This window comes from Priestia sp. YIM B13489 (genome assembly GCF_042787645.1).
Lineage (GTDB): Bacteria > Bacillota > Bacilli > Bacillales > Bacillaceae_H > Priestia > Priestia megaterium.
Genome location: NZ_JBHZOQ010000053.1, coordinates 806,602 through 830,172 on the forward strand (window position 1 = coordinate 806,602; position 23,571 = coordinate 830,172).

Here is a 23,571-nt window from a genome sequence, read left to right on the forward strand (position 1 = left end):
ATTTTTTTATGGTTTCAGCTTTTCCAAATACGTTACGGCGTCCGAAAATGAATCTACGGGTACAATTTTCATATCACTGTCTATTTTTTTAGCTGTCTTCACTGCTTCTCGATAGTTAGAGCTCGCAGCCCCTTTTTCATTTGGTGCAAAGAAAATCTCTGCTCCTTCTTTATCTGCGGCTACAATTTTTTGCGAAATACCTCCGATTGGTCCTACCTCTCCTTTATCATTGATAGTCCCTGTACCTGCAACGCGATGGCCTTTTGTCATGTCCTCTTTAACAAGCTGATTATAAATTTCAAGCGAGAACATCAGTCCAGCTGAAGGCCCTCCTATTTTTTCAGTATCAATATGTATATCGGGCTTAACTTTTAGTTCTTGGTTCGTTTCTAAGGCAATTCCTAGGCCTACTCGTTTCGGCTCGTCAGGGAATGCTTTAACTTTTAGAGTATGTTTGCTTTCTTTGCCATCTCTTTTTACATAAATTGATACTGAATCTCCTGCTTTTTTAGTCGATACGTAGTTGATTAAGTCCTCAGCAGTTTGAATTTTTTCCCCGTCTACTTTCGTTACTACATCTCCAACATGAAGTTTTCCATGTGCAGGCATATTTTCTACGACATATGTAACATATACGCCTTTATTGAGATAGGAAACGCTCTTTCCAGCTGCTTCGTATGCTACTGAAATAGCGGCATTTTTTGATGTATCCATCATATGTAATTGCCTTGTCGAGTAATCTTCATCACTTTCACCTTGCTGCAAAATTTGCTTTGTAGGGAAAATTTCATGAAAGTCCTGTATTTTCGCAAGACCATATGAAAGAGGAGTTGCTCTGCCCATTCTTACAGTTGTCAGCATAAACGTCCCTTTTTCATGGTATCCATCTTCTACCTTAATAATAGGCGCAAGTTCTTCTGCCATTCCAGGCTTTGTAATGTAGTACGGCAAAGGATAAAAACAAAGCATTGCCACCACTGCAATAACAGCCAAATATACCAAAATTCTAATTCTAGATTTCACTTTTTTTGTTCTCCTTCCAATGATCAATTGCTTGTAGGATAGAAGGCAACTGCTCATGTGCTGCTTGTTCACCAATTGAAATCATTTCTTGAATGTTTGTAAACGCTCTGGAACTAAAAGTATCGAGATTAGGACGAATCATAATGTCTGAAGCAATGGTCCGATGAGCTACTAGCTCATCTTGCAAAATATCTAAACTTTGCATAATGACATCAAAAATAGAGCTGATTTCTGCATTCACTTTCGCTTTTGATACATCGACTCCAATAACAATATCAGATCCCATTTCTTTTACAACCGATACAGGAATACGGTCCACTACCCCGCCGTCTACAAGCAATCGTCCATCAATTACTTCGGGAGCAAAGATTCCTGGAATTGAAATACTTGCTCTCACCGCTTCAGCGATAGGTCCTTTTTTAAACACCACTTTCTCTCCTGTTTTCAAATCTGTCGCTACAATGGCAAACGGTATAGACAGCTGTTCAATGGTTCTATTTTGCGTAAAGGTGCGAACCAACGATTTCACTCTGTTTCCCGTAATAAATCCCATTTTAGGCACGGTAAAATCCAAATAATACTTTCGTTTGAACGTTAGCGCCATTTTATAAAGAGTTGCTAGTTCAATACCTGACGCATATAGTGCACCAACTAAAGCTCCCATGCTGCTGCCAGCTAGAAAATCAATAGGAATGTTATTTTCTGTTAGCGTTTTGATTACTCCTAAATGTGCAAAACCTCTAGCTCCACCTGAGCCTAACGCAACTCCTATTTTTGGGCTTTCCACTTTACCTGCCCCCTCGTTTTACCTTATAGACTTCTAAAAATGTAAAAACATTTGATGAGCTTCTCTATCATTGTTGCCCTGTATTCGGTAGGACTATTCTTCATTTTCTATTTGTTCATTTAGTATGAAGCTAAAGATATGTTTTGCTCAATACACGGTGGTTATTAAGCATTATACTATACTGAAGGTTGTTTTAAGAAATTCTTTCTCTTCGCTTGCTGCGTATACGTTTTTTTACTCCTTGACTATCCTAGAAGTGCATTGATTTATGTATATGAATTGTATTTCCAAATGTGACAAGACGCCTTTTTATTCAGTATGAATTTATTTTCTCCTTACTCATAGGCATAAAGTCGATGCATAGCTTCGTATATTGATATATAGAAGAACTTGTACATTTGCCTAAAACTCCTCATTTCATTCATATCAAGATGACATGAGCTTAGAAAAGGAGATGAATCGTTCGTTGAATAAATCAATGGTGAAAACACTTCTGCTCGGGACGAGCGTAACGCTTCTCGCTATTGCGCTTATTGTATATCCAAAAGAAGCGCTAGAAGGTTCAGTAAGAGGTCTCAACACATGGTGGAAGGTCGTCTTTCCTTCTCTGCTGCCCTTTTTTATTGTTTCAGAAATGCTTATTGGGTTTGGCGTAGTGAAGTTCATTGGGATCTTATTAGAGCCGTTTATGAGGCCTTTATTCCGAGTACCTGGAGTAGGGGGTTTTGCTTTAGCAATGGGCATGGCTTCTGGGTTTCCTTCAGGAGCAAAAATCACTTCCCGGCTGCGTCAAGAAAAGCAGCTAACAGCTATAGAAGCTGAAAGACTCGTATCATTTACTAACTCATCTAACCCTATTTTTATTTTTGGAGCTGTGGCAGTTGGCTTTTTTCACAATCCAGCTGTCGGTATCATATTAGCTCTCTCTCATTACATAGGGAATATTTGTGTAGGACTGGTAATGCGTTTTTATGGATCAGCAAAACCGAAAGGACAAGTAACTCAAAAGCCTTCTTTATCGTTAGCTTTTCATGAAATGCATAAAACGCGTTTAAAAGATAAGCGTCCTATCGGGAAGCTTCTAGGAGATGCGGTTACTTCTGCTGTTCAATCTCTCTTAATGATTGGCGGTTTTATCATTTTATTTTCTGTATTAAACAAACTTTTATATGTTACTCATATTACGGCCGTTTTAAGCAGCGGTCTAGCTTATTTATTTTCCCTTTGTCATATAGGGACTGAACTGAGCCTTCCTTTTATTTCAGGGCTTTTTGAAATCACGCTAGGAAGCCGTCTAGCAAGTGAAGCGCCAGACACGCTGCTGTTTCATCAAATTATCATCGTTAGCTTTGTATTAGGCTTCAGCGGTTTCTCCGTTCAAGCACAAGTGGCTAGTATACTCGCCGAAACAGATATTCGATTTTTCCCGTTTTTTATTGCACGCATTTTTCACGGCTGTTTTGCGGTAGTATTCACTATTTTTCTATGGGGTCCTCTTCGAGAATCCATTACTACTTTTCAAGCATCTGAAGGAGCACTGCCGGTTTCTTCTCACTTGGAGTCCGTTACGATTCTATCGCAGTGGCTAAACGTGTACGGTCCGCTCTTAACGATTTTTACGCTGTGCTGCTATATTTATATATATTCAAAACGAACGTTTCTTCATCGTTCCCAGTAAAAAAAGAACGCGACGTTTTCTTATCGGCAAAGAAAACGTCACGTTCTTTTTTATCTTATTTTTGAGACAGCTGTTCAAATTTTTCCGCAAGCGCTTCTCTAACAGGGGGAGGAACTAATTCAGAAATATTCCCGCCATATTTAGCTACTTCTTTTACAATACTAGAACTTAAAAACGAGTATTGATTATTTGTCATCATAAATAACGTTTCGATTTCTTTATCTAATACGCGATTTACAGATGTGATTTGCATTTCGTACTCAAAATCCGATACTGCACGTAAACCTCTTAAAATGGTCTTTGCCTGCTTTTCTTTTGCATATTCCATTAATAATCCACTATACGACTCTACTACCACATTAGGAAGTGATTTTGTTACTTCTTTCAGCAAAGCTACTCGCTCTTCCCCTGTAAATAAAGGACTTTTTGAAGAGTTATTTAAAACAACCACATAAATCGTATCAAATACATTTGCGCCTCGTTTAATAATATCAAAATGTCCATTTGTAACTGGATCAAAGCTTCCTGGACAAACAGCTATACTGCCCATACGTATCCCCTTTCTACATCTAACAGCTCATTGATTTAGTCAACTGATTCTTCTTTTTTGTATGTATAAATAGAAACACCAATGATACCGTACGTTTCGCTTTTTATTTTTTCAAATAAACCAATCTCATCATCTAACTGTACATCATGAGAATGCTCCGCTACAATAATTCCTGTTTTTGCTAGAAGATTTTCTTCACTTACCGTTTCGATAAGCGCTTTCAACTTTTGTGCTTTATACGGTGGATCAAGCAAAAGTAAATCGACAATCAGCTCCCTTTTCTTTATCGCTTTCAGTGCACGTTCTGCATCATTTCGATACACTTCAGCGCGGTCTTCTAACCGGCAAGATGCTAAGTTTGCTTTAATCGTCTGAATCGCTTTGCCATCCCGATCCACAAAAATGACTTTATCTATTCCTCGGCTTAGAGCTTCAATTCCCAAGCCACCGCTTCCACCGAACAAATCAAGAGCTGTTCCACCTTCAAAAAACGGTCCAATCATATTAAAAATAGCTTCTTTCACCTTATCTGTTGTAGGGCGGGTTGAGTATCCTGGAACCGCCTTTAACGCATGGCCTTTATATAAACCTGCTACTACTCTCATCCTTATCACTACCTTACTTTTACTTCCTTATTCTTCATTATCCTAACATATTTTGAATTACAAAGACTAGCAAAAATCCTCAATTTATTCAATGCTGTATACATTCTATGCAGTAACCAGCAGCTTGCTTTTATGCTGGACTTTTACGGCCGTGTCCTTAGATACACTGATTCTTTTCTAAAAGATACACCTATGAAGATCCTTCGGCATTTCGTTCATAGAAGAATTCCTTTACTTTAATATGTCATAACAAACGTAAATTTACCCTTTTTCTCTGTTATGTTATCAGTCTTTTATGTATTAAAAAGTGAATTTCACAAGACAGGTATATGAACGTTTAAAACGGACATACTGACTAGTAACAACATCATCTAACCGATGTTGTTGCCAACCGCGGAGAAGACTTACGTTTCCCCATAAGTTCTTCCTCCGGTTTCTCCTCTCCCTTTGCCTTCATCAAGGTGCTTGTAATCGCAGAGGTGATTACACCCCTTTATTGAAGGGCCCTACAATGAGTAGTTGTAGGGATTTTTTTATTTACTCTTAAAATATTCAGTGATACATTAAACTACGTGAGTTTGCTTTTTTAATACATAAAGGGGGAAATACATATGATTCAGCGTTTTATTGAGCTCGGAGAAGGGTATTCAGATATTTATGAGCTGTTAGAGATTGTCAAAAGCAACAAACACCGTCTTGCTCATCTTATTATGCTGCGAACAGTAAAAGAAGATCGACAAGTAGCTTCTTTTGTCGCTGTCTTGCATCCAACAGCTGAAGGGAATTTCCAACCGCTTTACGTTTGCCGAGAAGGAATTGTTTTAAAACAAAACGACAGCAAGCGCGTTGAGTTATTTAAACGAGCTGCTGAGGAAGCGGGAAAAGAAATTGTGGTACTCGATGTCAAACCATCTACTACATTTCCAGAAACAGCACTCTACTATCAGCACCTTATTGGCATTTTGCGAATGAACCGCTTTATTCCGCCAATGCAATAATCTCATCCCTGCCTATTCGTTTACTAAGGGCAAGTAAAATAAAAAAAAGGAATGTAAATAACATTCCTTTTTTGTTTAAATTCCTATCTTATAGTCATATTCCTTCGCCTTATCCGGCTTTGAATTTTCGAATTCTGTTTTTAAAAACGGCCGATAAGAAGGATCTACTTTCTTCACAAAAGGTAGAGACTGAAGTTTATGGATTGTTTTTTCAATGCCATCTTGGTTGCAATATAAGACAACATACTTTAATTCTTTAGATACGTAATGTACATTTCCGTACTTTCGCAATGCTTTTGCTTGCTTAACAGAATGCACATACGCCACAATTCCTTGACGTTCAACAAACATATTTAGTTCCCCTTTTGCATACGTTATATTGGTTTTCTTTATCATAAATTCTTTTATATGAAGTAGGTGCTTTATGTATGAATTTAGATGATATCTGGATGCTCTTTCTTACTCATTTTAACGAGCAGAGAGCTATTGAACAAGTCATTTTCAAAAAAATCACAAATATACCCTTTTTGTATATAAACACATCAATTAAGCGTAGAAAAATAGATGAGCTTCTAGAAGCTTCATCTATTTTTGCTACATCCAATACAAATGCTACGTGGCGCTCAACTTTTGTCAGAAGTCAGCATCTTACTTATGTTTATCAGCATAGGTTTTACGTTCCACAGCGTAAAATGGCCTGCTGCGGAAATTCCTGTGCTGATTGCGTTCGATTTATACAGTGAACGGCTTATGCGCTGCACCCACAGCTTCCACCAGATCCGCAGCCACCGCCGCAGCTGCTTCCCGTATCAAAAAACGGATTTCCCGTTGGTACTTTCACATGCTCTGAAACAGCTTGACCAAGGATAACGCTAATTTCATCAAGCAGCTTTTGTAATTCACTTTCTGCTTTTTTGAACGCAGCGATTGTCGCGTGTAAATCAACTTGACGCTTTACATCACGTACTTGTCTCGTAATGGTTTTATAATCAGGATGATATTTTCCAAATCGCTGAACATCCTCATACTGTTCCTTTATTTTCACAAATTCAGCAATTAATGCCTGTGCATGTGAATCTTTATTTAATCTATATAAACATTGACGATAGTTCTCGGCTACGTCTGATTGTAACACCATGTTCGCTACGTGATCAGACTCATCGAGTAATTCAACAGTTCTCATTGTTGTCAGCATGGCTGTGCACCTCCGTTTTTATCTTATCACGTTTTGGATCTAAAGAAAAAGAACTTGCTAAAACAGCTTACACTGATTTACTACAAGTTCTACTTTTTAACTATATAATTTCAACCGTAAAGGTATTCCTCACTTGATAACTTTCTTCTTTAGATTTCATCAGTTCAATCGTAACAGTATGAGATCCTTTTGGAAGATCACTTAAAACAAAGGCTGCTTGCTTCATTTCTTTAAATGGTTTTCCATCTACTTTGATTTGAAGGAATCCACTCTCTGTTGAAAATGAAAACCCGCTTAGAATACATTCGACGTATACGTTTTGTCCTTTCACATGCTGGTGTACCATCAGTGAAGGTTTTGTATTCATTGCACCAAACGTTTCAGCTGCCCGCGGCTGAGAGGAAATTTTAGTTTCAGGTTTTGGTTTATCATGGTTGCATCCTAGCAGAGAAACTACACATAAGGCCGTCGTTAATAGTAAGCGCATAATACCATTCCTTTATCATTCGTTTCTCCATAGTGTTTACAAACTCTTTGTTTTTACTCATGACTTGCAAAAATCTCTGCATCGCTATGTATGCAGAGATCATTGATTTTTCATGGACTGAAACATATGAAACATCATGTTTGCCATTTGAATCGAATTCGAAAACTTTTCGACTTTATGAGGAATCGTTTGTTTGTAGTAGTGCTTAGATTCTAATTCAAATTTCTCCAGTTCTTCAGGATTTCTAGATAAACGCCGGTACCACATTGGCTGTTCACGAACGAAGTCATTGAGTTTAGGACGAGACTGCATATACTCGTATATATCTTTTCTCATTGCGTTTAATCTTTCCTAAAGCCAAATGGATTCCCTGGCCCGGAAGCTGCTCCTCCACCAGATGGCTTAGATGGTTGAAATTGCTGCAGTACTTGTTGAATATTGGAAATAGCTGAATTTACATTTGTGATATGATTTTGCATTTGATTCAAGTCCATGTTTTTCAGCGAGGATACGATTGTACCCATGATATCTTTTTTCTCCTCTGTTGCAGCAGCTGGTTCAGCCTTTGCACTTTCTTCTGAACGATATGCCTCCCACATTGGATCTTCTGCACCGAATAAATACCAATCTTCATAAAGCTCTTTCCACGTTTTTTGCTGCTTTCGAACCTGTTCTACTAATTTGGGATGTGATTTTACAAATTGTTTAAATTCCACAACGGACGGATGAAGCTCTCGTTTGGTTTCCTTCACAGTCACTCACCTCATACTTAAATATAGCCTACTATATCTTAGAAAAAGAGAGCTCGTTTCGTGCGCCTATTTCAAAAATTTTTTATAGCTGTTTTTTTGAAGAAGCACGAACTGTGAACCAGTATGTAATGAAAATAGATAAAATGCTTAGCCAAAATGTAAAATAACCAATTTCAGACATATACGCATTGAGCATGCTGTATCTTGGCATCATAGAAAAAACGTAATCAACGATATCATTATGTACAGCCCATACAGCGGCAACAGCTACATGCCATAATTTAATGCGGTAAAACGGTACGTACAAAAGCCCTTGAAAAGCCATTGCTGCATGAGAAGCCATTAACATAAGCATCATCCAATCAATGTATCCTGTTAACACATAGACCAATACATTCATTACGACGGCCCAAATCCCGTATTTAAACAGCGTGATCATTGCTAAAGCTTCAAACAGTGAAAAATGCTTTCCAAGTAAAAGACCGCTAAGTACAATAACAAAAAACAAGCTTGCCGTTGGACTATCAGGCACAAATAATAAAAACTTCTTAGGTGTTTCCGCTAATTGACTTCCATACCAAATATATCCGTAGATTGTTCCTAGTATATTCACAATCAGCAAAAGCGTTAAAAAACGCTTATCTTTTAAGGTATACCATAACCAAGCCATTTAGAAAGTCTCCTTTACATTTAATCTCTTCTTTATTATGTACAGTTTTTGAACAATAGCAAGCACCTATCTCATTGATGTAAAACACAGCATTAAATAAATTCAAAAAAACCAGCCCTTTGGCTGGTTTTCATTATTCTTTTCCTAAGTTGCCGACAAACTCCGAGAGCGTTTTCAATTCTTTATCTGAACCTTTGAAAACACCTTTCGGCATATTGCCTCTACCATTTTTTGCGATCTTGGCGATTTCCTCAGGAGATAAATCAATTCCTGTTAAAGCCGGAGCCGCAGGACCTCCCTGTAAGTTATCACCATGACAGGTTAAGCACGTTTGCTTTTGCATGATTTTGTAGCCTTCTGAATTTTTGTCAATCGCTACTTCTTCTCTAATTTTCCCTTGCTCTTCACGCGCTTTCCAGTCCACCTGTGTCGCTGACTGCCACGTTAGGAAATAGACTGCTGCTATAGCCAAAAGCATGAATCCTGTTGCAAACGGCCTCTTAGCTGGTCTTCTTTCTGGTCCTCGATCAATGAACGGAGCAAGCATTAATGCGCCAAATGCAATCCCTGGAATAATAAATGCACCTATAATATTATATGGACCAGAAGCAAATGAATATTTAAGCAACTGATATAGGAACAAAAAATACCAGTCAGGAAGAGGCAAGTACCCCGTATCAGTCGGATCGGCAATACGTTCAAGAGGAGATGGATGAGCGATGGTTAAACATAGATAACCGATTAAAAAAACTGCCCCTACCATCCATTCTTTTAGTAAAAAGTTTGGCCAGAATGCTTCTGTTTTCCCTGGAAATTCAGAGTAATCTTTTGGAATATTGGGTTTTCGTTCTGCAGGAACACGTGAATCTCCAACAAACTTCATCCCTTTACCACGATGCATGTTCTCCCTCCTTTTTCTCACTGTTCTAGTGAAAGTAATAACAACGGAGTATGTGCTTGATGCATATGATGACTAGTGTGATTGAATACTTGAATAAAGCGTATAAAATTTTATAGTGGTCCTGAAATTCCTTGTTTACGAATCATTAAGAAGTGGGCACCCATTAAGCCAAGTAGGGCTCCGGGTAAAAAGAATACGTGAATGGCGAAAAAGCGAGTTAGTGTTTGAGCACCAACGATGTCTGGATGTCCTGAGAGTAATGTCTTCACTTGCTGGCCTATAATTGGTGTGGATTCAGCAATTTGCAAACCTACTTTCGTTGCAAAGAGCGCTTTCATATCCCACGGCAACAAATAACCTGTAAAACCTAAACCTAACATAACAAAGAAAATTAACACACCCACAATCCAGTTTAACTCGCGGGGTTTTTTGTATGCTCCTTGGAAGAAAACACGAAGTGTATGTAAAAACATCATGACGATAACCAAACTTGCTCCCCAGTGATGCATACCTCGAACAATTTGTCCGAAAGCGACTTCATTTTGCAGATAATAAACGGATTCCCATGCATTTTTTATATCTGGTACATAATACATGGTTAAAAACATGCCTGATAAAATTTGAATAACGGTAACAAAAAACGTTAATCCACCAAAACAATACACAAATGCTGAAAAGTGATGTGCAGGATTTACGTGCTCTGGCACTTCATGATCGGCCACATCTCGCCATAAAGGAGTAATATCTAGCCGTTCATCCACCCAGTCATAGATTTTATTCAACATTTTCTATGCCCCTCCTTGTGGTTTGGCTTTTCCTAGATATAACGTACCGCCTTTTACTTTTTGAACGTATACATCTAACGGTCCCATCGGTGGTGTCCCCGGTACATTTTTACCGCTTTTTTCATACATTCCCCCATGACAAGGACAGTAGAAACGGTGTGGATAGTTTTTGTCACCAGCCCAGTTAACCGTACAGCCTAAATGCTTACAAATTGGTGACAGCGCGACGATTTCACCTTTATCAGTTTTGTACACCCAAGCCGATCTTGGCTCTTCTGATTTATGCCACGCATCCACTTGCTTGATTTTAAAATCGACACGTTTCGGCTCTTTTGTAATGTCTTTAACCTGCGCCACAGCTACTAAATCCTGACCCGCTTCTTTTTCTAAAATTGGATCTACTGCAAAGCGCACCATTGGCATTAACATTCCAGCAGCCATGAATCCCCCTACACCAGTGAGCGTATAGTTTAAAAACTGTCGTCTTGATACCCGATCACCCATGCTTTTCCCCCCTTTAAAAAAGTTCAGTCCAGAGAATTTTGGACACATGATGGACCATTCTATTAAACTAGGACATAATCATGATATATTAATATTTCTGGAAGGTCAATACAATAAAAACCTAAAACATGGAAATAACCTTTATTTTTCTAAATTTTTTGTCATTATTTTGTTTGCGCTTCCATTGCTTATTCTACAGTATTTTTAAACACTCCATTTCTCTACAAAAATCGGTAAGAGCTGTTGAACTTGTTCATGTATGAGCGTATACTTATGCGACTCATCTATATGCTCAAGCGGTAAAGCAGGTATCCAAATGCAGTACGCCCCTATTTCTTTTTCAAACTGCAGCCAGTCTCGGTCGCTAGTAAGCACAAAAAGATGTTTGACTTCATTGTCATTTATATGCTCATTCCAACGAAGTAATGTTTCATAAACAGCAGCTACTCCATCTTTTTTTAAGTATGTAAAACTAGGTGTTAAAATCACTCTTCCTTTAAATTGCCTCTCTAACTCTTCAGTAAGAGCAGTCGTATATTCACTCATAGATGCAGTAAGCTTTAAATCTTCTCCGAAATCAATCGGAATGAGTGGAACCAATACAGTATCAACATAACTTTTGGATTGTAAGTACACATCCATTTCCTTGGCCTGAAGCTTCAACTTCCTTCTCCTCTCAGCAAGCCCGCTAAAGCTTGTCTTATTTATTTTCCAAAATGAATAAGGAGATAAAAAAAAGAGATTGACCTTTTTCTAAGAAGCTAGCCAATCCCTCAGTTATCTACTGTACATAATGGTTATTTAAATATTCGCTTAAGCGCTGAAATTCCTCTTTATCGTTTTCATCTAATGCTTTATCAATTAGTTCCATGATTTTTGATCGCTGAAACTTCTGAATAGATTCTTCCAATATTTGCTCAGCTAATACTCTGTCTTTTTCATTTGTTTGATTAGCTTTTGGCATATACGGATTGTCTTCCAGTACAGCCACATATTGAGGCGATGAATACAACGATCGGAAGTTTAATTGAATATAAATGTCTTCTTCTCGATTCAAACGAATATCATGAAATGATTTTTCTGCATCGGTTGTCATGATATTTTCTTTATAAAAACGAAATGGAGGGTCTTCCACACAGTGCGTAGACATCACCATCCCGCGAGGACAAAACTGTGCTTGCTCAACGAAGTGAACTCGTTTCATCAATTGATCATGGCTCATCAAATAATTTAAAATCCATACACATTCTCTTCGCTTCAGCTGATAATTCGTTAAAAACCAGCGAACAAATTCTTTTTTCTCGTTGACAGTAACAGGGGTCGTCATATTCTCACTTCCCTCCTCTGTGTTTAAACTCTCAGTTAAAACACCTTTTACAGTTATTTATTCCACACGGCAGCAATAAAATCCTCTGAACTATTATTTATTCTTCTAATTGAAATAATATGTCTTGAATTTCATCTACTGTTGGATCCATTGCTAATAAGGCTTGGAAAATCCCCTTCGCTTTCGAGCGCTGTCCTTCTTCTAATAAGAAGTAGCCATACTCTTCTAAAAACGCATACTCTTCTTTAAAAACAGTGTATGCAGATTCGTAGTATTTTAGCGCTTCTTCATAATTTTCTAATTCTTGGTGAGCTTTTGCTAAATCCCATTCAAAATGAGGGTCATGCTCATTATATTCTTTGGCGTGCTCTATATTCTCTACTACATCTTCATATCTCTCTTGACTCATATAAAGTTTAGAGAGAGTTAAAATGGCTTCAATATACCCTGGATCTAGTGCAATCGCTTGTTGAAATGCCGATTCAGCGTCTTCTTCTAGACCGCGCTTTAATGCTATCTTCCCTTTAAAAAAGTAAAGTTCTTTTTGAAATTCATCCTGCGCAATACCTTCGTTAACAGCCACCGCAGCCTCTTCTAGCATCTCTTCATGTTCATATGATTTTGCTAAATATAAATAAAGAGAATGGTACTCACGGTCTAGCTCTTTTAGTTCTGTGAACTTTTCAATAGCGGTCTGATAATGACCTGCTTGATACGCTGAAATCGCATATTCAAATAGTGTGTTAATCTCAAGCTTATCTTTTAGCGCTTGATCAAAGTAAGGAAGCGCTTCTTCAAACTGGCCGATACCTGCTAAACTTTCAGCTAATCGCTGACGAAGATCCGTGCCGTTAAATTCTTTTTCTGTTTTTAGCAGCGTTTGATAAAAAGGAATCGCCTTTTGATAAATTCCTTGACTGCTGTAAAATTCACCGAGCCCAAAATCTATAACCGGCTCATTTGGAAGCATTTTTTTTGCTTCCATTAACTTTTGCTCACTTACTTCACTAAGGCCTTGCATTTGATATAAGTCAGCTACAAGAAGCAGAGCTGGCACGTAGTTATCATCTTCGCTGCTAATTTGATTTAAAATATGAATCGCTTCTTCTTCTTCTTCTAAATCGATAAGCATTTCAGCTTTTAATAAATACAGCTCGCCTTCTTCTGGGTATTTAGCGATGAGCTCGTCTATTAAAGGCAGCGCATCATTTACTAGTCCCCACTCTTGAAGCTGTTCAGCCATTAAAAATTTTTCTTCGTCTGTAGCTTTATCTTTCAATTCATGAATAAGGGCAAGACCTTTTTCAATTTCATTGGATTCTACGTAACCTATCGCGCGGTCTAGTTCTTTCACACACAATTCTCCTTTATTATTACATTCACTTTTTATATACAAATAAAACGAATTAATTTTCTATTTTTTCCAAACCGAAGCAAGAACACATGCTTCTATACACCATGATAAAATAGTTTGAGCGTTTGTTCAACAAATCAATTTGAATACGCTTACATTTTTCGGATGAAAATCCGAACGAGTTTGATTCTCTATCAAGAATATCAATTCATCGTTCCGATTTTCCTTCAACCAAAATGCGCTTGTTCCAGCCTCTTTCTTATTCGCTTAGTTTATCAAGATCTTCAAAGAAAGTAGGATAGGAGACGTGAATAGCTTCACTTCTCATTAGTGTTACCTCTCCCGTTGCAATGGCTGCTGCGACCGCAAGCATCATTCCAATTCGATGATCTCCATAACTGTCTACTTCACCGCTTTTTAGAGCCGTCTTGCCTTCAATGATGAGGCCATCAGCTGTTGGAGTAACAGAGGCACCGAGCTTGCTTAACTCCGTTGCAACCGTATCGATACGGTTCGTTTCTTTTACTTTTAATTCTTCGGCATCTTTAATAACTGTTTTCCCATTCGCCTGAGTCGCCAAAAGAGCGATCACTGGAATTTCATCAATTAAACGAGGAATTAAATCCCCCCCAATTTCAATCCCTTTCAACTGAGACGTTTCAATCGTCAAATCGCCAATAGGCTCTCCATTTTGAATACGTTCATTAGAAATTGTAAGGCGTGCACCCATTTGCTGAAGCACATCAATAATACCTGTTCTTGTAGGATTGAGTCCGACGTTTTTCAAAACGATTCGGCTGTTTGGAACAATGGCTCCTGCAACAAGAAAGAACGCAGCTGAAGAAATGTCACCAGGTACGTATACATCCGTTCCGCGCAGAGATTGTCCTCCTTCAATGCTTACAGTCGTTCCATCTACCTCTACGTCTACTCCAAAGGCGCGAAGCATACGCTCTGTATGGTCCCGTGATGTAAAAGGCTCGGTTACTTTTGTTGTGCCTTCCGCATGAAGTCCCGCTAGTAAAATCGCTGATTTTACTTGTGCACTTGCTACAGGAGAATGGTAATGAATTGCTTTTAAAGCCCCTCCTCGAGTGGATAAAGGCGTATATTGGCCGTGCTCACGCCCATCAATCTTTGCACCCATAGAGCGCAGGGGCACCGTAACGCGGCTCATAGGACGCTTGGCAATCGACTCATCTCCAATTAGAGACGTATGAAATGGCACACCTGCAAGAATCCCAAGCATTAAACGAGTAGTCGTTCCTGAATTTCCTACATCTAAGATGGAAGCGGGTTCACTTAACCCTTCGATACCTTTACCTTCCACTTCGACATACTCGTCTTCTCTTTTAATCGATACGCCCATCTTTTCAAAACACGAAATCGTACTTAAGCAATCTTCCCCTGCTAAAAAATGATTAATCGTTGTTTTCCCTTCTGCCATCGCTCCGAACATCACAGCTCTGTGAGAAATCGATTTATCTCCAGGAATAGAAATTTCTCCTTGGAGAGATGAAAGATTAGTTTTTAATTGTTTTCCACTCATTTCATTCACACCTTTCGTATATTAAGAAATAAACGTCTGATATTGATGCTGATGGAGACACGCTCTTGCCCGCTTTCTATCTTCCTCTGTTTGAAAGCTCAAACGTAATACTCCGTATATGTCTTCTCGTGTTTCTAAAATTCGAATGTTTGTAATACTGATTTCATCTTCTGCTAAATAACCCGTTACTTCTGAAATAATCCCCGGATAGTCAGGAACATCCACATAGAGATCATAAAAGGATGGAATCGCTCCTTTGGTTCGTACAGGAAGCTGATCTCTAAATTGTTTTGCTTGTGAAAAATATGTATAGATATCGTTCGCGTCTTTTCGTTCGATCATATTTCGCACGTCGTTCATTTCTTCAAGCCAGTGGTCAAACATTGAAAGAAGCGCATCCTGGTTATGAAGCAAGATATCTCTCCACATCGCTGGACTGCTTGAAGCAATACGTGTAATATCACGAAACCCTCCAGCTGCAAGCTGCGAAACTAGCTGGTTGTCTTGTTGGTAATATTCTGCTTGATGAACAAGGCTTGCAGCAATAATATGAGGAAAATGGCTGATGACACCCGCTAATTTATCATGTTCTTTTGGTGACATCACAATAATTTTGGCTTTTGTACCACTTAGCAATTCCTTTAAACTGCCTAAAGCCTCCGAAGAAGTAGAAGATGAAGGTGTTAATACATACATTGCATTTTCAAACAAATGAGCTTTAGAAGCAGCTACTCCGCTTTTATGAGACCCCGCCATTGGGTGACCGCCGATAAACTCAATACCTTTAGCAATAAGGGCTTCCGCTGTTTTCACGACCTCTTCTTTTGTACTTCCTACGTCTGTGACGATAACAGACTGTTTAAGCGTAAAATGTTCTAACTGTTTTAGCACTTCCGCTGCTTGAGTGACCGGAATGGCAATAACAATATAATCCGCTTGCTCCGCGCCTTGTTGTAAAGAAGAAGCCGCTTGGTCAATTACACCTAGGGTTTTGGCAAGCTCCAGCTGCTCTTGATTAATGTCAAAACCTATTACATCAAGATGATGATGCGTCTTTTTTATATTAAGTGCCAGCGATCCTCCAATTAACCCCAAACCTATAACAAAAACATTTTCTTTCACTTTCCTTCACCTCATTGTACATATGAAGATGAGAGTGTGAAATCACACTCTCATCTTTTACTATATTAGGTATTAAGCTTTCGCTGCTGCTTGGTTAACAAACTGCTGAAGCAATTCAATAATTTGTTCATTTTGTTCTTTTGTTCCCACTGTAATACGAACGGAAGTTGGGAAGCCTAATGCATTCCCTGAACGAACAATAAATCCGCGTTGCAATAAAAATTGAAACACTTCATCGCCTTGACGACCAAAATCGATTAGAACAAAATTAGTGAAAGACGGATAATAGTTTAAGCCATTCTTATCACAGAAAGCATAGTATTGCTGCAAACCTTCTTCATTTTTCTTTTTACACTCTTCAATGAACGCTTGGTCTTCAAGAGCAACAATTGCTGCTTTTTGAGCCATGCGGCTTGTATTAAAAGGTTCACGAGCCGGCTCAATTTTTTGTAGCAATGATTCGTTTGCAATACCGTAACCAATGCGCAAAGAAGCTAAGCCGTATGCTTTTGAAAATGTGCGAAGTACAATTAAGTTTTCGTATTCATTCAAAAACTCTACCGTATCCGGATAGTCGGCTTGATCTGCTGCATACTCAAAATAGGCTTCATCCATAACGATTAATGTATGCTTAGGAACTTGTTTCATAAAAGAAATTAACTCATCGCCCTTAACATACGTTCCCGTTGGGTTATTAGGACTGCATACCCACACAATTGTCGTATTTTCATCAATTGCACGAAGCATAGCATCTAAATCATGATCTCCGCCGCGCAGCGGTACTTCACGAATTTCTGCACCTTCAATTACGGCATTGTGCTTATATTGAGGAAATGACGGCGTCGGCATGACAGTATTTGTATCAGCCGATAGCAAAGCTCGGCAAATAATTTGAATGACTTCATCAGACCCATTTCCAAAAATCAGCTGATCTTGCTCTACGCCTACGTGCTTTGCTACTGCTGCACGCAGTTCAGCTGCATAGCCGTCTGGATAAAGCGCCATATTTTCGATTTCTGCAGCAATCGCCTCTTTTACTAAAGCAGAACTGCCGTAAGGATTTTCATTAGATGCTAATTTTACAACGCGATCTAAATTAAATTCACGCTTTACTTCTTCAATTGGCTTACCTGGTTTATATGGAGATAAAGTTAGTAATTGTTCTTTTACCTTCAACGTGTTACACCTCGCATTTTTGTATAGGCGAAACGATGGATGCAACATACTCCTCAATTTGATTTAATCCGTCCCGGCGTGTATCCTTATTTAAAAGAACTTGTTCAAGCTGGCCAATTTTATTAACAATTGCACTTCCAATTACAATGCCGTCGCTATGTTCCTTTAACACCTCTACTTGTTCACTTGTTGAAATCCCAAAACCGACGGCAACCGGTATAGAAGCTGCTGCTTTCACATCTTCTAAAAAGGTGCCAATATCAGCTGGCAACGTAGAGCGAACCCCAGTAACGCCTAAAGACGACACGCAGTATAAGAAGCCTGTTGCATCTGCAGCGATTTTTTGGATACGCTCTTTAGATGTAGGAGCAACCATTGAAATGTACGCAACTTCATTTTCAGCGGCAAGCTCTCGGATACGGCCACTCTCTTCGTACGGTAAATCCGGAATTAGCACTCCATCTATTTCATTTTTTCGCATTAACGCGAAAAAGGATTCTAAACCTAATTGTAACACAGGATTAAAATAGGTAAAGAGAATTACCGGTATTTTCACACCTTTTTTTCTCATCACCGATACAAGCTTAATGGCTTTTGAAATAGACATGCCGCCAGATAAAGCTCTTTTAGATGCCTCTTGAATAATTGGGCCATCTGCTAAAGGGTCAGAATATGGTACGCCCAGTTCTAAAATAGAAGCACCTTGCTTTTGCAAAGACAAAGCAATTTCCACCGTTGCATCTTCATGAGGATCTCCTGCTGTAATAAATGGAATAAACAATGTTTCATGTTTAGGTAGTCTCGCTTCAAACGTATTCATGTTCTTCTTCCTTCCCTTCTAGCAAGTTTACTAATGTATGAACGTCCTTATCTCCTCGACCTGACAAGCAAATTAAAATGGTTTCTTCTTTCGTCATGCTTTTAGCCAGTTCAAATGCTTTTGCCAGCGCATGGGCGGACTCAATAGCCGGGATGATTCCCTCTGTTTTCGCCAGCAGCTGAAGAGCTTCGATTGACTCATCATCCGTTACACTTTCATATTCTACTCGTCCAATAGATGAAAGGTGAGAATGCTCTGGACCGATACCTGGATAATCCAAACCTGCTGAAATAGAATAAGGTTCTGTAATCTGACCATTTTCATCTTGAAGTAAATACGTGAGCGTTCCGTGAATAACACCTTTTGTGCCTTTAGCCATTTTAGCAGCATGGAGGGCTGTATTTAGTCCTTTCCCTCCTGCTTCTACGCCGATCAAGCGTACATTTTCCTCTTTAATAAAATCATAAAACATTCCGATTGCATTACTGCCGCCTCCGACGCATGCCACGACAGCATTCGGAAGTTTGCCTTCTACCGCTGTAAACTGTTCTTTTGCTTCTTCTCCAATAATTTTTTGGAAATCTCGAACCATTTTAGGATAAGGGTGCGGTCCAATAGCCGAACCAATTAAGTAAAAATGATCTTCACAATGTTGAACCCAGTAGCGAATCGCTTCATTTGTTGCATCTTTTAGCGTTTTTGTTCCAGAAGTTGCAGGAATGACTTCCGCTCCTAGAAGCTTCATGCGAAAGACGTTCAATGCCTGACGTTCAATATCTTCTTCTCCCATGAATACTTTACATTCCATTCCGAACTTTGCAGCTACTGTAGCTGTGGCTACCCCATGCTGACCCGCTCCTGTTTCAGCAATAATTTTTGTTTTTCCCATACGTTTAGCAAGTAAAATCTGTCCAATGGCATTATTGATTTTGTGAGCACCCGTATGATTTAAGTCTTCACGTTTTAAATAAATTTTTGCCCCGCCGAGCGTTTCGGTAATATTATCAGCATATGTTAAAGCCGTTGGTCGCCCAGAGTAGTTAACAAGTAAGGATAGATACTCATCTTTAAATGCCGGATCTTTCATTGCTTGATTCAAAGCTGCTTCTACTTCTTCAAGTGGCTTCATTAATGTTTCAGGTACGTATTTTCCGCCAAATTCACCAAAGCGGCCAAATTCATCAGGATGATTGTATGTCATAGTATGATCTTCCTTTCAATCTCTATAATTTTTGTATAGTCCTTCGTTCCATTTGTTTCAATACCGCCAGAAATATCAATCGCCCCAGGCTTGTAGGGTAACAAGTTCTCAATGTTACAAGCATTGATTCCTCCAGCAATAAAGCATTTTTTACCTAACCTTTGGGCAGCTGATTCATACTGAGGAACGAAACTCCAATCAAAAGCGACGCCCGTTCCTCCAAATTGTTCTTTAACCTTGCTATCAATTACATACCCGTCAGCCTCTTCATATACATGCATTTGCTGCACCGTTTCTTTATTGTGAGGGAGCGCTTTCCACACTTCATATCCACGCTGCTTTAACCGACGTACGTCCGCAGCTGTTTCTTGCCCGTGGCACTGAATTACATCTAAATTTGTTACGGAGGCAATTTCAATTATTTGATCTACCGGTGTATTAACAAATACCCCTACTAGCGAGACTTGTTTTTTTATTTCATCCGTTACAAACTCATTTACTCGTTCAGGCTTTACATATCGTTTACTTCTAGGATAGAAAATAAAGCCAATGTGAGTAGCAGCCGACTTTTCGATTAAAGCTATATCTTGTTTTGATCGAATACCACAGTACTTAATGAGCATATTCACTTTCCCCAAACAGCTTTTCAATCGCTTTGGTTTGATTATCCTGCCTCATAAGCGATTCCCCTACTAAAATAGCTTTTGCTCCCGCTTCTTTTACGTAGGAAACATCATCGTATAAGTAAATTCCGCTTTCACTCACTAACAGCTGATTTTTCGGAACATGCTTGGCAATTTCTTTGGTCTGCTGCACGCTGGTTTCAAACGTGTGAAGATTTCGATTATTAATGCCAATAATCTTCGGGGTAAATACAGCTAGCAGCTTTTCAAGCGTTTCTAGAGAATGCACTTCTACTAAACAATCTAACTCTTTTTCAGCAGCTTGAAGATAAAGCTCTTGCAATTTTAATGGTTCAAGTGCTTCTCCAATGAGTAAAATAGCGTCAGCACCGATTCTTGCACTTTCTTCCACTTGAATGGAATCAATGATGAAATCCTTGCGAAGCACAGGGATAGAGACATGCTGTTTAATGTCACTTAAAAACGTTCGATTCCCTTGAAAATAGTGCTGATCTGTTAACACAGACAAAGCATCTGCTTTCCCTTTCTCGTAGGCTTTAGCAATTTCCACAGGCTGAAAATTCTCTTTTATTAATCCTTTGGAAGGAGAAGCTTTTTTCACTTCTGCAATAAGAGCCAGCTCTCGATTCGGATTTGATAAAGCGTCTAAAAATGATCGTTTTGCAACATTTTGCTGTTCGGGTAACTGTAGGTTTTGAATTTCTTCTTTTTTTGTTTCAATAATTTTATTGAGCATGTTCAACCACCTTTTTCGATTTCAATCGTTGTAATTGTGTGTATGCAGCACCTGATTCAATTGTTTCTAAAGCTACAGCTACTCCTTCTTCAAAAGTAGAAACATTTCCGCTAACGTAAATAGCTGCAGCAGAGTTTAATACGACTGCGTTTTTAGCAGTTACATTGCTTTTATTTAAAAATAGCGATTCAATAAGCTCGGCACTCGATTTCGCATCTTCTACCACTAAGTCTTCAAGCTTCCCTCTCTGTAAGTGTACATCCTCTGGTGCAAGCGTATATTCTGTAATGACATTGCCCTGTACTTCTACAACATCCGTTACATCCGTGGCACTGATTTCATCTAAACCGTCTCTGCCCGCAACCAGAAGGACGTGGTTAGCTCCCAGTACAACAAGCGCTTCTGCTAATTTTCGTGCAAGCTCAATGGAATAAACGCCAATTACTTGCTTTGTGCAGTTAGTAGGGTTTGCTAATGGACCTAATGCATTAAAAACCGTTCTAAATCCTAATTCCTTTCGAGTAGCAGCAACATGTTTCATAGCAGGGTGATAAAGCGGCGCAAATAAAAAGGACATATTGAGGTCAGCCACCGCATTTTTCACTTCTTTTTCATTTCCTTGAATCCATATATCCAGATGTTCTAACACGTCGGCACTTCCGCTTTTAGAAGATACGGCTCGGTTCCCATGTTTCGCAACCTTTACTCCCGCAGCAGATGCCACAATCGCACTAGCCGTTGAGATATTAAACGTAGAGGCCCCGTCTCCTCCGGTACCGCATGTATCTACTACGTTTAATTCTTCTAGAGAAATAGCATTCATATTATTTTTCATACCTCGGATAAAACCAACAATTTCATCGACGGTTTCTCCTCGATACGTTAAGATGGTTAGCACGCTAGCAATTTGAGCTGCCGGGACTTTACCGTTCATAATATCATTCATAATTTTTTCTGCTTCTTCCGCTGAAAGTGACTCACCGCGCAAACACTTTTTTAACAATTCCTTAAACATATACATCCTCCTTTTTATCGTAGATGTCTTGGGCTAATTGAATTGTTTTGATTAAAGCGCTAGCTTTATTGCGGGTTTCTTTCCACTCAAGCTCCGGTTTTGAGTCAGCAACCACTCCTGCTCCAGCCTGGATATAAGCGGTCTGGTCTTTCAAAAGAATGGTCCGAATCGCAATGCACGAATCAATGTTTCCATCAAATCCGAGATATGCTACGGTTCCTGCATATACATTTCGCGCAACTGGTTCAATTTCATTTAAGATTTGCATCGCTCGCACTTTTGGAGCGCCAGATACGGTACCCGCTGGAAATGCAGAAAGCAGCGCATCAATGGGATGTACTTTTTCGTCAAGGCGCCCTGTCACTTTAGAAATCAAGTGCATGACGTGCGAAAAGTTAACCTGCTGCATTAATACTGGTGTTTGGACACTTCCATACTGTGCAACTCGGCCGATGTCATTTCTTGCTAAGTCCACGAGCATATAGTGTTCTGCCCGCTCTTTTTCATCGTTAATTAAGTCTTCGTATAAGCGCGCATCTTCTTCTGCATCCCTGCCACGTCTTCTCGTTCCTGCAATCGGATGAATTTCTAAATGGCCGTTTTCAATTTGAATCAACCGCTCAGGAGAACTTCCAATTAGCTCCACGCCTTTTACTTTCACGTAAAATAAATAAGGAGACGGATTAACTAATCGCAATACTCTGTAAATATCAAATCCAGCTACGGTCGTATCAATTTGAAATCTCTGCGACAATACGGCCTGAAAAACATCTCCGCTTTTAATGTATTCCTTAATTTTTTCCACATCTTGCACAAATTTATCTTTTTGGTATGACGATGTTACACCTTCAAAGCTAACTTCGCGCTGCTCGCTTTCAAACATCATTGGCTTTTCTTTCACCGTCTGCGCTATTCTTTCAACATATCGATTGATCTCTGCTAAAGCTTCACCGTATTTTTCTTTTTTCTGCTGCTCTTTGTCTTGCTCATTAAGCTGAATGTAGTGAATCACCATAAGCTCTTTTGTTTGATGATTGTAAGCAAGCATCGTTTGACAATAGATAAAGTGAAAAGTAGGCATGTTCAAATCATTTTGGGCATGTACGTTCACTTTTTCAATTTGCGATACTGCGTCGTAGCTGATAAACCCTACTGCTCCTCCTTTAAAAGGAAGTGCAAGGTCTGGTACTTTCACTTTCAGCTCTTGCTGAATTTTACAAAACACCTCTTTAAAGCTATCTCCTTGCAGCATAGGCTGAAGCTGCTTATTTTTTGCTAGATAGGTTCCTTTTTCTTCCTCAACATACAAAAATGGATTTAAGCCAATAAAAGAATAATTGGACCATGGTGATGATTCATCATTACTTTCAAGCAAATATACGGCTTCATCTTTTACTTGTTGAAAAAGATCAACAGGTGTCATGCTATCGATAAATATTTTTTTTATAATTGGAATGGTTAAATACTCTGTAGAGTCTTCTAAAAAAGAAGTATACGTGTTCGTCATATCTTTCAATCCTCCATTTCATGGAGAATGAGAATAGATGAGGTTATATAAAAGAGGATATAATAAATAAACCCAAAGACACATCAAAAATGGGCCTTTGGGTATACGAATGGTAAAATTCACTCAACTAAACTCTGCTCAACTGTCTCATTCTCGTCTACCCTAATCTCAACTAAACTGTCTAT

28 protein-coding genes are annotated in these 23,571 nt (G+C 39.0%); 3 read left to right on the plus strand and 25 right to left on the minus strand.

The features are described from left to right. Positions 1 to 6 precede the first annotated feature (6 nt). On the minus strand, positions 7 to 1,023 hold the full coding sequence (locus tag ACFX4W_RS09990) for a SepM family pheromone-processing serine protease (RefSeq protein ID WP_277813710.1): 1,017 nt from the start codon (positions 1,021 to 1,023) through the stop codon (positions 7 to 9). Continuing rightward, on the minus strand, positions 1,013 to 1,810 hold the full coding sequence (locus ACFX4W_RS09995; RefSeq protein ID WP_013058980.1) for a patatin-like phospholipase family protein: 798 nt from the start codon (positions 1,808 to 1,810) through the stop codon (positions 1,013 to 1,015). Before ACFX4W_RS09995 ends, ACFX4W_RS09990 begins: the two co-directional genes overlap by 11 nt. 466 nt (positions 1,811 to 2,276) lie before the next feature. On the opposite strand from ACFX4W_RS09995, the gene ylbJ reads away from it, so the two are divergent. Then, a complete protein-coding gene (gene ylbJ, locus ACFX4W_RS10000) occupies positions 2,277 to 3,488 on the plus strand; it encodes a sporulation integral membrane protein YlbJ (RefSeq protein ID WP_043976409.1) in 1,212 nt (403 codons plus the stop codon). Between the two features lie 55 nt (positions 3,489 to 3,543). Here ylbJ and coaD read toward each other — a convergent pair whose 3' ends face one another. Together coaD and rsmD are read right to left on the minus strand one after the other, a co-directional pair. Next, positions 3,544 to 4,038: a pantetheine-phosphate adenylyltransferase gene (gene coaD / locus ACFX4W_RS10005; RefSeq protein WP_013058982.1), complete on the minus strand. Its 495-nt coding sequence runs from the start codon at positions 4,036 to 4,038 to the stop codon at positions 3,544 to 3,546. Positions 4,039 to 4,073: 35 nt separating this feature from the next. Beyond that, positions 4,074 to 4,643 carry a 16S rRNA (guanine(966)-N(2))-methyltransferase RsmD gene (gene rsmD, locus ACFX4W_RS10010; protein ID WP_043976407.1) on the minus strand — a complete coding sequence of 190 codons (570 nt, stop codon included), beginning with the start codon at positions 4,641 to 4,643 and terminating at the stop codon, positions 4,074 to 4,076. A gap of 611 nt (positions 4,644 to 5,254) precedes the next feature. Between rsmD and ACFX4W_RS10015 the strand changes: the two genes are divergently transcribed. After that, a complete protein-coding gene (locus ACFX4W_RS10015) occupies positions 5,255 to 5,641 on the plus strand; it encodes a DUF7147 family protein (protein ID WP_013084871.1) in 387 nt (128 codons plus the stop codon). 75 nt (positions 5,642 to 5,716) lie between these two features. Here the strand turns inward: ACFX4W_RS10015 and ACFX4W_RS10020 are convergent, their stop codons facing one another. Beyond that, positions 5,717 to 5,992: a YlbG family protein gene (locus ACFX4W_RS10020; RefSeq protein ID WP_013058985.1), complete on the minus strand. Its 276-nt coding sequence runs from the start codon at positions 5,990 to 5,992 to the stop codon at positions 5,717 to 5,719. 77 nt (positions 5,993 to 6,069) lie between these two features. On the opposite strand from ACFX4W_RS10020, the gene ACFX4W_RS10025 reads away from it, so the two are divergent. After that, a complete protein-coding gene (locus ACFX4W_RS10025; protein ID WP_016765456.1) occupies positions 6,070 to 6,384 on the plus strand; it encodes a hypothetical protein in 315 nt (104 codons plus the stop codon). Positions 6,385 to 6,389: 5 nt separating this feature from the next. Here ACFX4W_RS10025 and ACFX4W_RS10030 read toward each other — a convergent pair whose 3' ends face one another. From ACFX4W_RS10030 to trpE, 20 genes are all read right to left on the minus strand, one after another. Then, on the minus strand, positions 6,390 to 6,836 hold the full coding sequence (locus ACFX4W_RS10030) for a YlbF/YmcA family competence regulator (RefSeq protein WP_016765457.1): 447 nt from the start codon (positions 6,834 to 6,836) through the stop codon (positions 6,390 to 6,392). 100 nt (positions 6,837 to 6,936) lie between these two features. Further along, positions 6,937 to 7,323 carry a carbohydrate-binding protein gene (locus tag ACFX4W_RS10035; RefSeq protein ID WP_013058987.1) on the minus strand — a complete coding sequence of 129 codons (387 nt, stop codon included), beginning with the start codon at positions 7,321 to 7,323 and terminating at the stop codon, positions 6,937 to 6,939. 99 nt (positions 7,324 to 7,422) lie between these two features. Continuing rightward, positions 7,423 to 7,659 (minus strand): YlbE-like family protein, encoded by a 237-nt coding sequence (locus ACFX4W_RS10040; RefSeq protein WP_013058988.1) that lies wholly within the window; start codon positions 7,657 to 7,659, stop codon positions 7,423 to 7,425. A gap of 5 nt (positions 7,660 to 7,664) precedes the next feature. Continuing rightward, entirely contained in the window at positions 7,665 to 8,075 is a 411-nt protein-coding gene (gene ylbD / locus ACFX4W_RS10045) for a YlbD family protein (protein ID WP_013058989.1), read from the minus strand. Positions 8,076 to 8,157: 82 nt separating this feature from the next. Next, positions 8,158 to 8,745: a lipoprotein heptaprenylglyceryl N-acetyltransferase LhaT gene (lhaT, locus tag ACFX4W_RS10050; protein WP_043976405.1), complete on the minus strand. Its 588-nt coding sequence runs from the start codon at positions 8,743 to 8,745 to the stop codon at positions 8,158 to 8,160. Between the two features lie 133 nt (positions 8,746 to 8,878). Beyond that, on the minus strand, positions 8,879 to 9,646 hold the full coding sequence (locus ACFX4W_RS10055) for a menaquinol-cytochrome c reductase cytochrome b/c subunit (protein ID WP_034649101.1): 768 nt from the start codon (positions 9,644 to 9,646) through the stop codon (positions 8,879 to 8,881). A gap of 110 nt (positions 9,647 to 9,756) precedes the next feature. Further along, on the minus strand, positions 9,757 to 10,431 hold the full coding sequence (qcrB, locus tag ACFX4W_RS10060; RefSeq protein WP_013058992.1) for a menaquinol-cytochrome c reductase cytochrome b subunit: 675 nt from the start codon (positions 10,429 to 10,431) through the stop codon (positions 9,757 to 9,759). 3 nt (positions 10,432 to 10,434) lie between these two features. After that, positions 10,435 to 10,935 (minus strand): QcrA and Rieske domain-containing protein, encoded by a 501-nt coding sequence (locus ACFX4W_RS10065; RefSeq protein WP_013058993.1) that lies wholly within the window; start codon positions 10,933 to 10,935, stop codon positions 10,435 to 10,437. 204 nt (positions 10,936 to 11,139) lie between these two features. After that, positions 11,140 to 11,598: a YpiF family protein gene (locus ACFX4W_RS10070; RefSeq protein ID WP_025750392.1), complete on the minus strand. Its 459-nt coding sequence runs from the start codon at positions 11,596 to 11,598 to the stop codon at positions 11,140 to 11,142. A gap of 118 nt (positions 11,599 to 11,716) precedes the next feature. After that, entirely contained in the window at positions 11,717 to 12,262 is a 546-nt protein-coding gene (locus ACFX4W_RS10075) for a ReoY family proteolytic degradation factor (protein WP_013058996.1), read from the minus strand. Positions 12,263 to 12,359: 97 nt separating this feature from the next. Next, entirely contained in the window at positions 12,360 to 13,622 is a 1,263-nt protein-coding gene (locus tag ACFX4W_RS10080) for a tetratricopeptide repeat protein (RefSeq protein ID WP_272911060.1), read from the minus strand. A gap of 253 nt (positions 13,623 to 13,875) precedes the next feature. Beyond that, positions 13,876 to 15,165, minus strand: coding sequence for a 3-phosphoshikimate 1-carboxyvinyltransferase (gene aroA / locus ACFX4W_RS10085; protein ID WP_043976400.1), 1,290 nt, complete (start codon positions 15,163 to 15,165; stop codon positions 13,876 to 13,878). 21 nt (positions 15,166 to 15,186) lie between these two features. Continuing rightward, a complete protein-coding gene (locus ACFX4W_RS10090; RefSeq protein WP_043976398.1) occupies positions 15,187 to 16,287 on the minus strand; it encodes a prephenate dehydrogenase in 1,101 nt (366 codons plus the stop codon). Between the two features lie 72 nt (positions 16,288 to 16,359). Further along, complete coding sequence (gene hisC / locus ACFX4W_RS10095) at positions 16,360 to 17,463, minus strand: histidinol-phosphate transaminase (protein ID WP_025750397.1); 1,104 nt, start codon at positions 17,461 to 17,463, stop codon at positions 16,360 to 16,362. Between the two features lie 4 nt (positions 17,464 to 17,467). Then, complete coding sequence (trpA, locus tag ACFX4W_RS10100; RefSeq protein ID WP_043976395.1) at positions 17,468 to 18,283, minus strand: tryptophan synthase subunit alpha; 816 nt, start codon at positions 18,281 to 18,283, stop codon at positions 17,468 to 17,470. Then, entirely contained in the window at positions 18,270 to 19,484 is a 1,215-nt protein-coding gene (trpB, locus tag ACFX4W_RS10105) for a tryptophan synthase subunit beta (protein WP_013059002.1), read from the minus strand. The genes trpA and trpB overlap by 14 nt, the downstream gene beginning before the upstream one ends. Further along, the gene (locus ACFX4W_RS10110) at positions 19,481 to 20,107 is read right to left on the minus strand and encodes a phosphoribosylanthranilate isomerase (protein ID WP_043976393.1); all 627 of its coding nucleotides are present in this window, start codon (positions 20,105 to 20,107) and stop codon (positions 19,481 to 19,483) included. The genes trpB and ACFX4W_RS10110 overlap by 4 nt, the downstream gene beginning before the upstream one ends. Beyond that, positions 20,097 to 20,864 carry an indole-3-glycerol phosphate synthase TrpC gene (trpC, locus tag ACFX4W_RS10115; protein ID WP_013084885.1) on the minus strand — a complete coding sequence of 256 codons (768 nt, stop codon included), beginning with the start codon at positions 20,862 to 20,864 and terminating at the stop codon, positions 20,097 to 20,099. Before trpC ends, ACFX4W_RS10110 begins: the two co-directional genes overlap by 11 nt. Further along, entirely contained in the window at positions 20,854 to 21,879 is a 1,026-nt protein-coding gene (gene trpD, locus ACFX4W_RS10120; protein ID WP_043976390.1) for an anthranilate phosphoribosyltransferase, read from the minus strand. Before trpD ends, trpC begins: the two co-directional genes overlap by 11 nt. Continuing rightward, positions 21,872 to 23,386, minus strand: coding sequence for an anthranilate synthase component I (gene trpE / locus ACFX4W_RS10125; protein WP_043976388.1), 1,515 nt, complete (start codon positions 23,384 to 23,386; stop codon positions 21,872 to 21,874). The genes trpD and trpE overlap by 8 nt, the downstream gene beginning before the upstream one ends. Positions 23,387 to 23,571: the final 185 nt, after the last annotated feature.

What these genes read in the sequence shown, in the direction of transcription:
- ACFX4W_RS10035 (WP_013058987.1), bottom strand. Translation starts at nt 7,323, where the DNA reads ATGCGCTTACTATTAACGACGGCCTTATGTGTAGTTTCTCTGCTAGGA.
- ACFX4W_RS10065 (WP_013058993.1), bottom strand. Translation starts at nt 10,935, where the DNA reads ATGGGTGATCGGGTATCAAGACGACAGTTTTTAAACTATACGCTCACT.
- ACFX4W_RS10110 (WP_043976393.1), bottom strand. Translation starts at nt 20,107, where the DNA reads ATGCTCATTAAGTACTGTGGTATTCGATCAAAACAAGATATAGCTTTA.
- trpC (WP_013084885.1), bottom strand. Translation starts at nt 20,864, where the DNA reads ATGCTCAATAAAATTATTGAAACAAAAAAAGAAGAAATTCAAAACCTA.
- trpB (WP_013059002.1), bottom strand. Translation starts at nt 19,484, where the DNA reads ATGACATACAATCATCCTGATGAATTTGGCCGCTTTGGTGAATTTGGC.
- qcrB (WP_013058992.1), bottom strand. Translation starts at nt 10,431, where the DNA reads ATGTTGAATAAAATCTATGACTGGGTGGATGAACGGCTAGATATTACT.
- ACFX4W_RS10030 (WP_016765457.1), bottom strand. Translation starts at nt 6,836, where the DNA reads ATGCTGACAACAATGAGAACTGTTGAATTACTCGATGAGTCTGATCAC.
- ACFX4W_RS10015 (WP_013084871.1), top strand. Translation starts at nt 5,255, where the DNA reads ATGATTCAGCGTTTTATTGAGCTCGGAGAAGGGTATTCAGATATTTAT.
- ACFX4W_RS10025 (WP_016765456.1), top strand. Translation starts at nt 6,070, where the DNA reads ATGAATTTAGATGATATCTGGATGCTCTTTCTTACTCATTTTAACGAG.
- rsmD (WP_043976407.1), bottom strand. Translation starts at nt 4,643, where the DNA reads ATGAGAGTAGTAGCAGGTTTATATAAAGGCCATGCGTTAAAGGCGGTT.
- trpA (WP_043976395.1), bottom strand. Translation starts at nt 18,283, where the DNA reads ATGAATACGTTTGAAGCGAGACTACCTAAACATGAAACATTGTTTATT.
- aroA (WP_043976400.1), bottom strand. Translation starts at nt 15,165, where the DNA reads ATGAGTGGAAAACAATTAAAAACTAATCTTTCATCTCTCCAAGGAGAA.
- ACFX4W_RS10040 (WP_013058988.1), bottom strand. Translation starts at nt 7,659, where the DNA reads ATGAGAAAAGATATATACGAGTATATGCAGTCTCGTCCTAAACTCAAT.
- trpD (WP_043976390.1), bottom strand. Translation starts at nt 21,879, where the DNA reads ATGTTTAAGGAATTGTTAAAAAAGTGTTTGCGCGGTGAGTCACTTTCA.
- trpE (WP_043976388.1), bottom strand. Translation starts at nt 23,386, where the DNA reads ATGACGAACACGTATACTTCTTTTTTAGAAGACTCTACAGAGTATTTA.
- lhaT (WP_043976405.1), bottom strand. Translation starts at nt 8,745, where the DNA reads ATGGCTTGGTTATGGTATACCTTAAAAGATAAGCGTTTTTTAACGCTT.
- ACFX4W_RS10020 (WP_013058985.1), bottom strand. Translation starts at nt 5,992, where the DNA reads ATGTTTGTTGAACGTCAAGGAATTGTGGCGTATGTGCATTCTGTTAAG.
- ACFX4W_RS10075 (WP_013058996.1), bottom strand. Translation starts at nt 12,262, where the DNA reads ATGACGACCCCTGTTACTGTCAACGAGAAAAAAGAATTTGTTCGCTGG.
- ACFX4W_RS10055 (WP_034649101.1), bottom strand. Translation starts at nt 9,646, where the DNA reads ATGCATCGTGGTAAAGGGATGAAGTTTGTTGGAGATTCACGTGTTCCT.
- coaD (WP_013058982.1), bottom strand. Translation starts at nt 4,038, where the DNA reads ATGGGCAGTATAGCTGTTTGTCCAGGAAGCTTTGATCCAGTTACAAAT.